Here is a 13788-nt window from a genome sequence, read left to right on the forward strand (position 1 = left end):
ACGAGACGCGTTATGACCCTGAAGACCATCGAAGGTACTTTTATCGCCCCCAAGGGCCGCTTTGCACTGGTCGTCGGCCGCTTTAACAGCTTCGTTGTCGAAAGCCTGGTAAGCGGCGCAGTTGACGCCCTGGTTCGCCATGGCGTGAGTGAAAGCGACATCACCATCATCCGCGCGCCGGGTGCCTTCGAAATCCCGCTGGTTGCGCAGAAAGTCGCCCAGCGTGGTGATTTCGACGCCATCATCGCCCTCGGTGCGGTGATTCGTGGTGGTACTCCGCACTTCGAATACGTAGCTGGCGAATGCACCAAGGGCCTGGCCCAGGTGTCCATGGAGTTCGGCGTGCCGGTTGCTTTCGGCGTGTTGACTGTCGACTCCATTGAGCAAGCCATCGAGCGTTCCGGCACCAAGGCCGGCAACAAAGGCGCGGAAGCTGCACTGTCCGCCCTGGAAATGGTCAGCCTGCTGGCGCAGTTGGAGGCCAAGTGAGCCAGAACGACGGTACCGGGCAGCAGCCACAAGCGCCGAAAAAAGGCCCCAGCAGCAAGACCCTCGCGCGCCGTCAGGCGCGTACCTTGGCCATGCAGGCCTTGTACTCCTGGCACATGGCCGGGCAGTCGCTGAACGAGATTGAAGCGCAATTTCGCGTTGACAACGACTTCGCTGCGGTTGACGGTGCTTACTTTCACGAGATTCTGCACGGTGTGCCGAGGCAGAAAACCGAGATCGATGGTGCGTTCGAGTCGCTGCTCGACCGTCCGCTGGACGAGATCGACCCAGTTGAATTGTCGATCCTGCGTCTGTCGACCTACGAGCTGAAAAACCGCGTCGATATCCCCTATCGCGTGGTGATCAACGAAGGCATCGAGCTGGCCAAGGTGTTTGGCGCCACCGACGGACACAAGTTCGTCAACGGCGTGCTGGACAAGCTGGCTCCGCGTCTGCGCGCGGATGAAGTTCGCGCTAATAAGCGTTAAGCCTGTTTTGGGTGAGTTCGAGCTGATAAGTCACTACTTTGCCGCTGCGTCCTGTGCGCAGGCGGGCGAAGGAGTGGCATTGGGTATCGGCGATGACTGCGCCCTGCTGCAAGCGCCCGCTGGCGAACAGCTGGCAATTTCTACCGACACCCTGGTTAGCGGGGTGCATTTTCCCGAATCGCCTGATCCGTTTCTGCTGGCGCAACGTGCGCTGGGTGTCTCGGTCAGCGACCTGGCCGCCATGGGCGCGGTGCCTATCGGTTTTACCCTCGCCTTGACCCTGCCCAGTGCCGAGCCGGATTGGTTGCAGGAATTTGCCCGTGGCCTGGATCAGATGGCGCAGCACTGCGCGATTCGCCTGATCGGCGGCGATACCACCCGTGGTGCTCTGAGCCTCACCCTGACTGTGTTCGGCCGCGTGCCGATTGGTCTGGCGCTGACCCGCACGGGCGCGCAGGTCGGAGATCTGCTCTGTGTCGGCGGTGAGTTGGGCGATGCCGCCGGCGCTTTGCCGTTGGTGCTGGGGCAACGCCAAGCCGACCCGGCAGTGGCCGAGCCTTTGCTGGCGCGCTACTGGTCGCCCATTCCGCAGCTTGATCTGGGCCTGACGCTACGGGGTAAGGCCACGGCCGCGCTGGATATCTCCGATGGTTTGCTGGCTGATTGCGGGCATATTGCTGCGGCATCCGGCGTTGAACTGTTGATTGAGCAGGCGCAGGTGCCGATATCCTCGGCTTTGCTGGCGTTTGTCGGTGAGTCGGCGGCGCATCAATGCGCATTAAGTGGTGGCGACGATTACCGCCTGGCCTTTACCCTGCCTGCACTGTATCTGGCTGATTTGCGGCTGGCGGGCTGGCCCATACGGGTTATTGGCCGTGTCGTGGCGGGTCAAGGGGTTACTCTGTTGGACTCGCAAGGCCAGCCCGTACAACTGCCACGCAGCGGCTATCAACATTTTGGAAGCGCCAGTGACTGATCATCCCAAGCAAGTCCCCGCCGAGTTCGTGCCGCCTTCTGTCTGGCGCAATCCTTGGCATTTCTTGGCCTTTGGCTTTGGCTCCGGCACGTTACCGAAGGCCCCGGGTACCTGGGGTTCGCTGGTGGCGCTGCCGTTTATTCCGTTGTTTCAGATGCTGCCGGATTGGGGCTACTGGCTGATGCTCGGCATCACCATGCTGTTTGGCTTCTGGCTGTGTGGCAAGGTGGCTGATGACCTGCGGGTGCATGACCATGAAGGCATCGTCTGGGACGAAATGGTCGGCATGTGGATGACCCTCTGGCTGGTGCCAGACGGCTGGGGCTGGCTGCTGCTAGGCTTTCTATTGTTCCGCCTGTTCGACATCCTCAAGCCCTGGCCGATTCGCTGGATTGATCGGCACGTGCACGGCGGTGTTGGCATCATGCTTGATGATGTGCTTGCCGGCGTGTTCGCCTGGATGGCCCTGCAGCTGATTGTCTGGGGCTGGGCCAACGGGCTCGCCACGGCGCTGGGTTGGTAATCAAAAGGGATCGCGAATGGGCCGCTGCTGTCGGTGGTTGCTGTGGCTGGTGATAAGCGTTGTCAGCGGGCCGCTGTGCGCCGCCGAGCCTATTCAGATCCGTATTGCTAGCGAAACCTGGGAAGGGCACACCCATGCCGATGGCACGGGCATGGCGTGGGAGATTTTCCGCACGGTATTCGAGCCCGCTGGCGTGCAGCTGGAAATCCAAAGCGTGCCTTACACCCGCTCTATCGGCTTGGTGCAGCGCGGTGCTGCAGATGCCTGGGCCGGCTCTTACCTGAATGAAGTCGAGAAGGGCGTGTTCTATCCACGCTGGAACTACGACGCCGACCAGATTGCCGCGCTGGGCCTGCGGGATAAACCCGCCCCCACCCAAGAGTCACTTGGCGAGTACCGCTTGGCCTGGATGCGCGGTTATGAATACCAGCGATATCTGCCAAATTTGCGCCAGTACCGCGAAGTACTGCGCCGTAACGGTATCCTCGGCATGTTGGACATGGGTCATGTGGATTTCTACCTTGATGCCCTGACTGAGGTCGAGGACGTCCTGAGCACGGCCAGTCAGCCCGAGCGCTACCGTGTTACCCAGCTGACCAGGCTGCCGATCTACCTGGGCTTCGCCGATACACCGCGCGGCCGCACCCTGGCTGAACTGTTCGATAAGCGCATGGATAACCTGATAGCCGACGGTAGCCTGCGGCCGATATTCCAGCGTTGGCAGCAACCTTATCCATTTGACTAACCTGTGCGAGACGCTCCATGTACGCTTTGAAAGTACTGTTATTGAGCCTGCCATTGCTGCTAAGCAGTGGCCTGATGGCGGCCACCCAGGTGCGCGTTGTCGGCCTGTTTCCGGGCGCCGCGGTATTGAATGTGGAGGGTCAGCGCAAGTTGGTCAAAGTCGGCCAGGTTGGCCCCGGTGGTGTGGTAGTGGTTAGTGCCGACAGCCGTGGCGCGGTGTTGCGTGTCGACGGTGTCGAGCGCAGCTACAGCCTGAGCCGCGAGTACAGCGACGGCTTTGCCGAAGCACAGAAGAAACAGCTCAGTGTGGCTAAGGGCATCGGTGGCCATTACTGGGTAGCGGGCTCGGTCAATGGTCAGTCCATCCAGTTTCTGGTGGATACTGGCGCGACTTCGGTGGCCCTGAATGACGAGCATGCGCGCCGCCTGGGGATCGACTACCGGGTCATCGGTGCACCTCTACAAGTCAGCACAGCCAGCGGAACCGCACGCGGTTGGCGCGTGACGCTGGATCGGGTAAAGGTCGGTGAACTGGAAGTGCTGGGCGTCGAGGCTGTAGTGCTGGAAGGTGGCTCGCCTACCGAGGCCTTGCTTGGCATGAGCTTCCTTAGTCGCGTTGGCTGGAAGGTCGAGCAGGACGTGTTAGTGCTGGAGTCCAAGTACTAGCCGCTTCGGCAAACTTGCGTTGGTTCGATCCTTATCATCAGTAATTCAGGCTAAGCGGCTGCCAGGGCCTGCTGTTACAATGCCGGCCTGCTTTTCCCTGCCCATTTTCTTTAGGAGCATCCGGTGTCCGTCGTGTTTGTCGCCGCCTCCCAGCTGCCTACGCCCTTCGGCGTATTCACCATGCATGGCTTCCTTGAAGAGGCCACTGGCAAGGAACATGTAGCCCTGACTTTTGGTGACGTGGCCGATGGCGCGCCCGTGCTGGGCCGTTTGCATTCTGAATGCCTGACCGGCGATGCGCTGTTTAGCCTGCGCTGCGATTGTGGTTTCCAGCTTGAAGCGGCGCTGCGTGCGATTGCCAGTGAAGGCCGTGGCGTCCTGCTCTACCTGCGCCAGGAAGGCCGTGGCATTGGTCTGCTGAACAAGATCCGCGCCTACGAGCTGCAGGATGGCGGCGCCGACACCGTTGAGGCCAATGAACGCCTGGGCTTTGGCGCTGATCAACGTGACTACGCGATCTGCCTGCCGATGCTCGATCACCTGGGCATCACCCAGCTCAAACTGATGACCAACAATCCGCGCAAGGTCAAGGCGCTGGGCGATATGGGCATCAATGTGGCAACCCGTGTGCCATTGCAAATCGATCACAACCCGCACAACAAAAAATACCTCGCGACCAAGGCCGGCAAGCTCGGGCATATGCTCGGCAGCCTGCACCAGGGCGAGGTTGAGGAAAGCCTGTGACGCGGGGCGAAGTGCGCCGGCGGCTGGCGCTGGAATGGTGGCGGCAGCTTGCCGTGACTCTGGTGCCGCTGTTTTTGCTCAATCTGCTGTTTGCTGCCGGACAACAACCAGGCCTGTTGGCCATGCCACTGTTTATCGCCGGCCTGGCGTCAATGTTTGTCAGCCTGCCGCTATTCAGTGCCTACAAGCGCGCGTTAGTGGCCACGGAAAAAGCCCTCGACACCCCAGATGAACACGATGCCTGGCTGGAATTGGCGCGTGTACGCCGCCTGGCTTTTCTCGGTGCGGCGCTGCCGGCCTGGATTGCCGCTATCGCCGTATTCGCTGGCCTGGAAGCGATTCCGCTGATCCTCCTGGCAATTTCCAGCATCGTGCTGCTGTATCTCTATCGCATTCCTCGCCAACTCGGCTAACAGGCTGCTGAAGAACTACCTTCGTAGCCGATGCTGCGTTGAAAACGGTCTCGAAATGCTCATTTACAGCAGTAAACTCCGCTTAACTCGCTGTGCTCGCCCTTTGGGCCAGCCGTTGGCTGTTACTTCGCTGCGCTCGTGTCTCGACCGTTTTCGCCTTGCCTCGGCGTCCTCGGTAACGTTCTTAAGTGACCTGCTGATGCGCGCCATCACTCTCTGTTCGCTGCTGTTGCTGGCATTACCCACAGCAGCAGTCGAGCGGGTGGTGACCCTGGCCCCCTCGCTGACTGAAATCATGCTGGAGCTGGATGCAGGCGATCTGCTGGTCGGCCTGCTCGATGGCGGTGAGCGCCCGGCAGCGGTGGCGCAATTACCTTCGGTGGGCCGCTATGGCCAGCTTGAATTGGAAAGCCTGCTCGAACTGCAGCCCGATCTGGTGCTGCTGTGGCCCGATAGCATCAGCAGTGGGCAGCGCCAACAGCTGCAGCGTATGGGGATTCCCTTGCTGATCGTCGAGCCGCGCAAGCTGGCTGACCTGGCAGTGAACTTTGTCGAAATCGGCACGCGTATCGGTCGCGCCGAGCAGGGCCGGCAACTGCAGCAGCAATTTAATAACGGCCTGGCTGCGTTGCGTCAGCGCTATCAGCGTAAGCAGCCGTTGCGCCTGTTCTACCAAGTCTGGGATACGCCGCTGTACACCATAGGCGGCCAGCAGATTATCAGCGACGCCCTTGGTATCTGTGGGGCCGAGAATATCTTTGCCGAGCTCACCTTGCCCGCACCGCAGGTCAGCGTTGAGGCGGTGCTGCAGCGCAATCCCGAGGTGATTTTGGCTGGTGTGCAAGGGCAGCTGGATGCCTGGCGCATCTGGCCAGGCGTGGCGGCGGTTGAGCGTAAGCAACTGTGGCTGGTGCCAGACAGCGGCCTGGAGCGGCCGAGCTTTCAGATGCTGGGGGCGGTGGAACAGCTGTGTGAACGCTTGAGCGAGGCGCGCTGAGAAGGCCCTGGGTTAAAGACCCCAGGGCTGGGTTTTCAGAACCGGTAACCGACGCTGAGCTGTACCTGCTCTTCGGCCGCAGGGTAACTGCTGGTTGCGCTGGCAAGCGCGTCATAACGTTTGCCTGTGAGGTTGTTGAGGCGCAACTTGCTGCTGAACTGCTGGTAGTCATAGCTCAGCGCAGCGTTAAACAGGGTGTAGGCGCCAGCCTTGTGCTGGCTGTTGGCATCGTCTCCCGAGTAATAGCGGCTGCCGGTGTGTACGGCTTCCAGATAGCCGCGTAGCCCCGGTACGATCAGGTAACTGAGGTTTGCACTGGCGGTGTTGCGCGCTACCCACGGTACTTTGTTGCCTTGGAAGGAGCCCGCGCGAAACTCGGCATCGGTATAGCTGTATTGCCCGCCGATGCTCAAGCGCTCGCTCAATTGGCGCTCTGCCTCCAGCAGCAGGCCGTCGCGGCGGGTTTTGTCCAGATTGATATTCGCTCCTCGACCATTCCAGCTGTTGGGGTTGGCAATCAGGGCGTCATAAAGCAGTTCGTCCTGCAAATCCAGTCGATACAGTGTCGCTTGATATCGCTGCACGCCGTCTTGCCACTCGATACCGCTTTCCCAGGACACGCCGGTCTGCGGTTTGAGGAACTCGACCCCTGGCAGGACAAAAGCATTGTCGTCTACGTTGGCCCAGCGCAGCACATCCTCGCGCTTGATAAATAGGCGAGTCTCTTGGTGGGCTTGCCAGCTCAGGCCGATGCTGGTGCTGTCTTCGCGATCCTTATGGTGTTTGCGGATCGCCTTGTTGTGGTCGTCAGCTTCGCTGCTGCGGTAGCCGACAGTAACCGTCACGTCACGCCCCAGTCCCTGGCTTAGCTGGCTATACCAGTCGCGCTGGGTCTGCTGGAAGTCGGTGCCCCAGGATGATTGCGCATCGCTGCTTATGTGGTCATGGCCGAGTAGCCACTCTCCATCCCCTAGGGTGTTGTCGTAGCGCGCGCTCAGTCTGGGGCTGATGCTTTCAGTGCGGGTGTCCTGGGTGAATCGATCCGGTGCGGCAAAGCTGCCGACACTGTCCTGATCGCTATGGCTGTAGTCGAGGTTGGCAGTCCAGATGTCATTCAGTTGCTGCTCCAGGGCAAAGCGATGCACCTGCGTCTTGCTGTCGTTCCAGGCTGTTGAGTCGCTTTGCTTGCGATCTGTACGACGTTGCGCCCTGGTAAGGGCATTGGGGTAGAGCAGTTCATCGTCGACCGTCTGGTACTCATACAGCGCATGGCCACTTTCATGATCATAGCGCAGGCGGGCGAAGGCATTGCTGTAGCTGGCGTTGTTGTGGTCGCGGTAGTTGTCAGACGTACGCGACTCGCCGCTCAGGTAGGTCGAAAAGCCACCGCCGAGTTGCTGGTAGATATGCCCGCGAAAGGCCTCCAGATCATGGCTGCCGCGGCTGCCCTCAAGGTAGCCCTCATTGCTGCTTGGGGTGCGGGTGACGATATTGATAACGCCGCCCACCGCCTGGTCGCCATAGAGGACGGTGCCGGCGCCGCGGATGATCTCGATGCGGTCGATATTACCCAGTGGCACGCTGTTGAGGTCGGCCCCGGCCTGGCTGGGTTGGTTGAGGCGGCGACCATCGACCAAGATCAAGGTGTTGTTTACCGCGTTCTCGCCAAATCCACGCAGACTGAAGGTGGCGCGGCTGCCATCGCCAATGGTGTCGCGTACCTGCACGCCGGCCTGGCTACGCAGTACATCGAGGAGTGTTGAGGCTGCAGTTGCTTCAATCTGCTGGCGGTCGATTACTTTAACGCTGGCTGGTGCCGGTGCTTTGAGCGGCGTAGCGCGAGTAATCACCAGCGGTGGCAGTTCGTGGCTGCTGGTATCGCTGGCAGCAAGGCTGATGCTCGGAGCAAGCGCCACAGCCAGGGCAAGACGGGACAATTTCACGTAGAGAATCCTCAAAAGGCAAAAAACTTTCGAGGAGGGCAGGGACAAGCACCGGGCAAGGAGGCGATAGCCAGCGCTTGACGGTGATGCCCTCCGCAACACCAGTCACTTCACGCCGAGGCAGGTCTCCGGGCTGCCGACTGCCTCTCTCACCTTCCCAGGCGCACCCAGTGGTCTTTGAGAAAGGCTGCGCTTGCGCGCTGTCGGTTACCGTTGCGGGGGCAGCGCAGGTCTTGCCGCTGTCGAATCGACAGCGGCGCACCTGCTTCCCTTTTCACGCTGCTGGTTTGGCAGCGACCTCGGACAGATAAAACGTCGCGCACCTTAAGGTGCGGCAGAGTGAATTACAAGCAAGCCTGGCTCAGCTCTGGATGAGCGGTGCTCATGCAGAAAGTGTGGCGAGGCGCGCGCGGATGGCCGCTTCGATACCCGCAGCATCCAACCCGCATTCGGCGAGCATCTGCGCCGGCTTGGCGTGCTCGACGTAGTAGTCCGGCAGGCCCAGATGCAGCATCGGCTTGAGGATACCGGCGTGGGCGAGGAACTCGCTGACCGCGCTGCCAGCTCCGCCCATTACGCTGTTCTCTTCAACCGTGACCAGCAGCTCGTGGCTGGCGGCCAGTTGGCGTACCAGGGCTTCGTCAAGGGGTTTAACGAAACGCATATCGACTACGCTGGCATCGAGTGCGTCGCCGGCCTTGAGCGCTTCACTCAGCTGTACGCCAAATACCAGCAGGACTACCTTGCTGCCCTGGCGACGGACGATGCCTTTGCCGATTTCCAGTGGCTCCAGGCCCGGCTCGATGGTGGCATTCGGGCCGCTGCCGCGTGGGTAGCGTACCGCCGCCGGGCCGTTGAATAGGTGGCCAGTGGTGAGCATGCGGCGCAGTTCGTTTTCATCGCTCGGGGTCATCACCAGCATGCCGGGGATGCAGCGTAGGTAGGAGACATCGAAGCTGCCGGCGTGGGTTGGACCGTCTTCGCCGACCAGGCCTGCGCGGTCGATGGCGAACAGCACATCAAGGTGCTGCACGGCGACATCGTGGATCAGCTGGTCATAGGCGCGCTGCAAAAAGGTCGAATAGATCGCCACTACGGGTTTGGCGCCGTCGCAGGCCATGCCGGCGGCCAGGGTTACCGCATGCTGTTCGGCGATGGCTACATCGAAATAGCGCTCGGGATAACGTTCGCTAAAGGCCACCAGGTCCGAGCCTTCCTTCATCGCCGGGGTGATGCCGACCAGGCGTGGGTCTGTCGCGGCCATATCGCATAGCCATTGACCGAACACGCTGGAGTATTTCGGCCCGCTGGCTTGCTTAGGTTGTGCTGCTGGCGCGTTGATCGGCTCCAGCTTGGTGATCGCGTGGTAGCCAATCGGGTCGACCTCGGCCGGGGCGAAGCCTTTGCCCTTCTTGGTCACCACATGCAGAAACTGCGGGCCGTCGAGGTCGCGCATATTGCGCAGGGTGGCGAGCAGGGTCGGCAGATCGTGGCCGTCGATCGGGCCGATATAGTTCCAGCCCAACTCCTCGAAGAGGGTGCCGGGCACGAGCATGCCCTTGGCGTGCTCTTCGGTCTTACGGGCGATCTCCCAGGCACCCGGCAGGCGCGAGAGGATTTTCTTGCTGCCCTCGCGCATGCTGGCGTAGGTGCGGCTGGAGAGGATCTTGGCCAGGTAGTTGGACAGGCCGCCGACATTCTTGGAGATCGACATGTCGTTGTCGTTGAGGATCACCAGCATATTGGCGCTGACGTCGCTGGCGTGGTTCAGGGCCTCGAAGGCCATGCCGGCGGTCAGGGCGCCGTCGCCGATCACCGCTACGGCTTTGCGTTTGCTGCCTTGGATGCGCGCGGCGATGGCCATGCCCAGGGCTGCGCTGATGCTGGTGCTGGAGTGGCCGACGCCGAAGGTGTCGTACTCGCTCTCACTGCGGCGCGGGAAGGCGGCGATGCCGTCCTTCTGCCGTAGGCTGCCCATCTGCTCGCGGCGGCCGGTAAGAATCTTGTGCGGGTAGGCCTGATGGCCGACATCCCACACCAGCCGATCATCCGGGGTGTCGAAGACGTAATGCAACGCCACGGTTAGCTCGATCACGCCAAGGCCCGCGCCGAAGTGCCCGCCGGTCTGCCCGACCGTATACAACAAGTACTGGCGTAGCTCATCGGCCAGGACTTCCAGCTCGGCTTCGCCCAGACGGCGTAGCTCGTCCGGCGTGTTGGCGCGGTCTAGAAGGGGCGTCAGCGGGCGCTCACGGGGAATCTCGTGGAAGGTCGTCGGCATCAGGCAGATCGTTATAGGTGCAAAAGATGCGGCAGTTTACCCGAAGCGCCGGAAACTGCCCAAACAAGCTGTCGCAAGATGCCCGCCCTGGGCTGAACGCTTACCAGCTATCGACGCTGCGCTTCTTGCCTTCACGCGGTGCAGGCTTGGGCGTGGCGTTGAGGCCGCGCAGCAGCCAGGCGCGGGTTTCCGCGGGGTCGATCACCGCATCGATCTCGAGGAAGCTGGCCATATTGATGCCCTTGCCGTTCTGGTAGGCCTTGGCCACCAGCTTGTCGAACAGCTGTTGGCGCGCGGCGGGCTCTTCGATGGCCGCCAGTTCCTTGGCAAAACCTAGGCGCACCGCACCCTCCAGGCCCATAGCACCAAACTCGGCGCTGGGCCAGGCGATGGTAAACAGCGGCGAATGGAAGCTGCCGGCGGCCATGGCCTGGGCACCGAGGCCGTAGCCTTTGCGCAACACTACGGTAAAGAACGGCACCGTCAGGCTGGCGGCTGCAACAAACATGCGCGAGACATGGCGCACCGTGGCCTGCTTCTCTGCCTGCGGGCCGACCATAAATCCAGGTGTGTCGCACAGCGACAGCAATGGGATATCGAAGGCGTCGCACAGCTGCATAAAGCGCGCGGCCTTGTCGCCAGCGACCGCGTCGATGGCGCCGCCCAGGTGCGCGGGGTTATTCGCCAGCAGGCCGAATGGCTTACCTTCAATGCGGATAAATGCGGTGATTAGTCCCGGCGCAAACTGGCGGCGCAGTTCCAGCACCGAGTCGCGGTCGGCCAGGGTGGCGATGACCTGGCGGATGTCATACACGCGCAGGCGGTTTTGCGGAATCAAGTGGCGCAGTTCGCGTTGATCGGCGCAGTCCCAGTCTTTTAGTGCGCCCTGGAAGTAGCTCAGGTACTGCTTGGCCACCCGCACCGCCTCGGCTTCGTCGGCCACGCGCACGTCGATGACCCCGTTGGGGCCTTGCACGCTGACCGGGCCGACTTCTTCCGGTTTGAAGCTGCCCAGACCGCCGCCTTCGATCATCGCCGGGCCGGCCATGCCGATGGTGGCGTTGTCGGTGGCGATAATCACATCGCAGCACCCTAGCAGGGCGGCGTTACCGGCAAAGCAGCGGCCAGACACCACGCCCACCAGCGGCACCAGCCCGGAGAGCTTGGCCATGGCGACAAAGGTATGGCAGTCCAGCCCGGCCACGCCGACAAAATCGGTATCGCCCGGTCGGCCGCCGCCGCCCTCGGCAAACAGCACCAGGGGCAAGCGCCACTGCGCCGCGAGGCCGAGCATACGGTCGGTCTTCTTGTGATTCATCACGCCCTGGGTGCCGGCGAACACCGTGTAGTCGTAGGCGATGGCCATGCAGCGCGCCGCCTGGTTGCCGAACGCCTCGGCGTTGACCGTTCCGGTACCGGCCACCAAGCCATCGGCCGGACTCTGCTCGATCAGCTCTTCCAGCGAACGTCGGCGGCGTTGCGCGGCAATCGCCAGGGCGCCGTATTCGTTAAAGCTGCCGTCATCCAGCAAGTCCGCAAGGTTTTCGCGCACCGTGCGTTGGCCAGTTTTGCGCCGTTTTGCCACGGCTAGCGGGCGGCGCTCGTCGCGGGTCACCGCATGGCGCTCAAGCACTTCAGCCAGGTCCGCACGGATATGCTCAAGGTTCAGGCTTTGTTCGCTCTGGCTGGCGGCGGCGTCGACCTCGGCGGGTTCGATAAACAGCAGCGGCTGGCCTTCATTGAGTGCGCTACCGACCTGCGCGGCCAGTTGGCGGACGATGCCGCTGTGGCTGGCGGTGACGACAAACTCCATCTTCATCGCCTCCAGCACGGCAATGCTCTGGCCGACGGCCACCGCATCGCCTTCGGCCACGTCCAGGCTGACCACCACGCCGGTGCTGTGGGTTAGCAGCGGCAGGCAGCCGGGTGGTGCGTCTACTACCGGTTTGGTGGTTTGGTCCGTGGGCTGTATGGCTGCAAAGAAGTGGTGCCGATGAGCCTGGGTCTGCGCGGCCAGCAACTCGCCCAGGTGGTTTTCGACAAAGCGTGTGGTCAGCTGATAGCTCGCCACCTGCGGCAGGCGCAGGAGGTTTTGCAACAGATGCAGATTGCTCGCCACGCCTTCCAGGCGGAATTCGCACAGCGCGCGATAGGCGCGGCGCAGGGCGCTGGGGTAGTCCGACGCATGGGCGATCAGCTTGGCCAGCAGCGAGTCGTAGCTGGGGCTGACCGGGTAGCCGGCGTAACCGTAGCCATCCACGCGCAGGCCGGGGCCGCTGGGCGGCTGGTAGGCGGTTAGAGTGCCAGCGGCCGGGCGGGTGCTGCCATCGCTGCCCATGCTTTCCATATTGATCCTTAGCTGCACGGCGCAGCCATTCAGCGGCGGCGGTTGCAATAGGCCGAGCTCAGTCAGGGTCTGGCCGGCGGCCAGCTTGAGCTGGGTGTGCAGCAGATCGACGCCGGTGACCTGCTCGGTCACGGTGTGCTCGACCTGGATTCGCGGGTTGGCCTCCATAAAATAGAAGCGCTCGGGCAGCTCGGCATCCAGCAGAAATTCGAAGGTGCCCAGGCCCTGGTAGCGGGCGCCGCGCGCAAGTTGTAGTGCGGCTTCGATTATTCGTTCGCGAGTGGCAGGGGGCAGGTCCGGGCTGGGGGCGATTTCCACCAGCTTCTGCTGGCGGCGTTGCAGGCTGCAATCACGCTCCCACAGATGGCTCACCGCGCCTGTACTGTCGCCCAGCACCTGAATCTCGATATGCCGAGCACTACGCACCAGTTGCTCGATATACAGCGCGTCATTACCGAACGCGGCGCGGGCTTCGGACTGGCAGCGGGCAAAGGCTTCGTCCAGTTCGGCGGCGCTAAATACCGGGCGCATGCCACGGCCACCGCCACCGGCCAAGGCCTTAAGCATGACCGCGCCATGTTCGGCGAGAAAGCCATGGGCTTCATCCAGGCTGATCGGTCGATTGATCCCCGCCACCAGTGGCACCGCGCAGCGTTCGGCTAATGCCCGTGCTGCGGCCTTATCGCCAAACAGCTTTAGCACCTCGCTGCTGGGGCCGACAAAGCACAGCCCTGCGGCCTGACAGCTGCGGGCGAATTCGGCGTTTTCCGCGAGAAAGCCATAGCCGGGATGCACGGCATCGCAGCCCTGAGCCTGGGCGATGGCGATTATCTGATCCATATCCAGATAGGCCGCGACGCCACGTCCCTTGAGGGCTACAGCGCTATCGGCCTGGCGTACATGCAGGGAGGCGGTATCGTCCTCGGCGTAGATGGCAACCGAGCGGATGCCCAGTTCACTGGCGGCGCGGGCGATACGGATGGCGATTTCGCCACGGTTGGCAATCAGCAGGGCGGCGAAGGGCGCGGCGGTATCGGGCATGGTGGCTCCAGATTTTTATTCTGCAGCCATCTTAGGCTCTCTGCGGGCGAGGTAAACCAAGCCTTAGCGGGTATGGGTTGGGCTATTGATATGGGTGATAAGGGGCGGAGTGATCGTGGGCATGGCCCGTTCCTAC

At 62.0% G+C, this 13788-nt stretch carries 12 protein-coding genes and 1 riboswitch; of the genes, 9 read left to right on the forward strand and 3 right to left on the reverse strand.

Annotated elements, in window-relative coordinates; all coding sequences use genetic code 11:
* Window positions 1-12 precede the first annotated feature (12 nt).
* From ribH to AACY25_RS15810, 9 genes are all read left to right on the forward strand, one after another.
* Window positions 13-489, forward strand: a complete 477-nt coding sequence (gene ribH, locus AACY25_RS15770) for a 6,7-dimethyl-8-ribityllumazine synthase (RefSeq protein ID WP_087515564.1) — start codon at window positions 13-15, stop codon at window positions 487-489.
* A complete protein-coding gene (gene nusB, locus AACY25_RS15775; RefSeq protein ID WP_339525767.1) occupies window positions 486-977 on the forward strand; it encodes a transcription antitermination factor NusB in 492 nt (163 codons plus the stop codon). The genes ribH and nusB overlap by 4 nt, the downstream gene beginning before the upstream one ends.
* Before the next feature lie 7 nt (window positions 978-984).
* Window positions 985-1953, forward strand: a complete 969-nt coding sequence (thiL, locus tag AACY25_RS15780; protein ID WP_339526278.1) for a thiamine-phosphate kinase — start codon at window positions 985-987, stop codon at window positions 1951-1953.
* Window positions 1946-2476 (forward strand): phosphatidylglycerophosphatase A family protein, encoded by a 531-nt coding sequence (locus AACY25_RS15785; protein ID WP_339525768.1) that lies wholly within the window; start codon window positions 1946-1948, stop codon window positions 2474-2476. The genes thiL and AACY25_RS15785 overlap by 8 nt, the downstream gene beginning before the upstream one ends.
* Before the next feature lie 16 nt (window positions 2477-2492).
* Window positions 2493-3221, forward strand: a complete 729-nt coding sequence (locus AACY25_RS15790; protein WP_339525769.1) for a substrate-binding periplasmic protein — start codon at window positions 2493-2495, stop codon at window positions 3219-3221.
* 17 nt (window positions 3222-3238) lie between these two features.
* Window positions 3239-3886 (forward strand): retropepsin-like aspartic protease family protein, encoded by a 648-nt coding sequence (locus AACY25_RS15795; protein WP_339525770.1) that lies wholly within the window; start codon window positions 3239-3241, stop codon window positions 3884-3886.
* A 123-nt stretch (window positions 3887-4009) separates the two neighbouring features.
* Window positions 4010-4630 carry a GTP cyclohydrolase II gene (ribA, locus tag AACY25_RS15800; protein WP_339525771.1) on the forward strand — a complete coding sequence of 207 codons (621 nt, stop codon included), beginning with the start codon at window positions 4010-4012 and terminating at the stop codon, window positions 4628-4630.
* Window positions 4627-5043 (forward strand): MFS transporter, encoded by a 417-nt coding sequence (locus AACY25_RS15805; RefSeq protein ID WP_339525773.1) that lies wholly within the window; start codon window positions 4627-4629, stop codon window positions 5041-5043. Before ribA ends, AACY25_RS15805 begins: the two co-directional genes overlap by 4 nt.
* A gap of 199 nt (window positions 5044-5242) precedes the next feature.
* Window positions 5243-6040, forward strand: a complete 798-nt coding sequence (locus AACY25_RS15810) for a cobalamin-binding protein (RefSeq protein ID WP_339525775.1) — start codon at window positions 5243-5245, stop codon at window positions 6038-6040.
* A 35-nt stretch (window positions 6041-6075) separates the two neighbouring features.
* Here the strand turns inward: AACY25_RS15810 and AACY25_RS15815 are convergent, their stop codons facing one another.
* The 3 genes from AACY25_RS15815 to AACY25_RS15825 form a co-directional block, all read right to left on the reverse strand.
* Complete coding sequence (locus AACY25_RS15815) at window positions 6076-7983, reverse strand: TonB-dependent receptor family protein (RefSeq protein ID WP_339525776.1); 1908 nt, start codon at window positions 7981-7983, stop codon at window positions 6076-6078.
* Window positions 7984-8085: 102 nt separating this feature from the next.
* Window positions 8086-8300: riboswitch (cobalamin riboswitch) on the reverse strand.
* Between the two features lie 65 nt (window positions 8301-8365).
* Window positions 8366-10264 carry a 1-deoxy-D-xylulose-5-phosphate synthase gene (gene dxs / locus AACY25_RS15820; protein ID WP_339525778.1) on the reverse strand — a complete coding sequence of 633 codons (1899 nt, stop codon included), beginning with the start codon at window positions 10262-10264 and terminating at the stop codon, window positions 8366-8368.
* Window positions 10265-10364: 100 nt separating this feature from the next.
* A complete protein-coding gene (locus AACY25_RS15825) occupies window positions 10365-13652 on the reverse strand; it encodes a carboxyl transferase domain-containing protein (protein WP_339525779.1) in 3288 nt (1095 codons plus the stop codon).
* Between the last annotated feature and the right edge of the window lie 136 nt (window positions 13653-13788).

The sequence above is a fragment of the Pseudomonas sp. EA_35y_Pfl2_R111 genome (assembly GCF_963970955.1).
In the GTDB taxonomy this organism is placed as follows: Bacteria; Pseudomonadota; Gammaproteobacteria; order Pseudomonadales; family Pseudomonadaceae; genus Aquipseudomonas.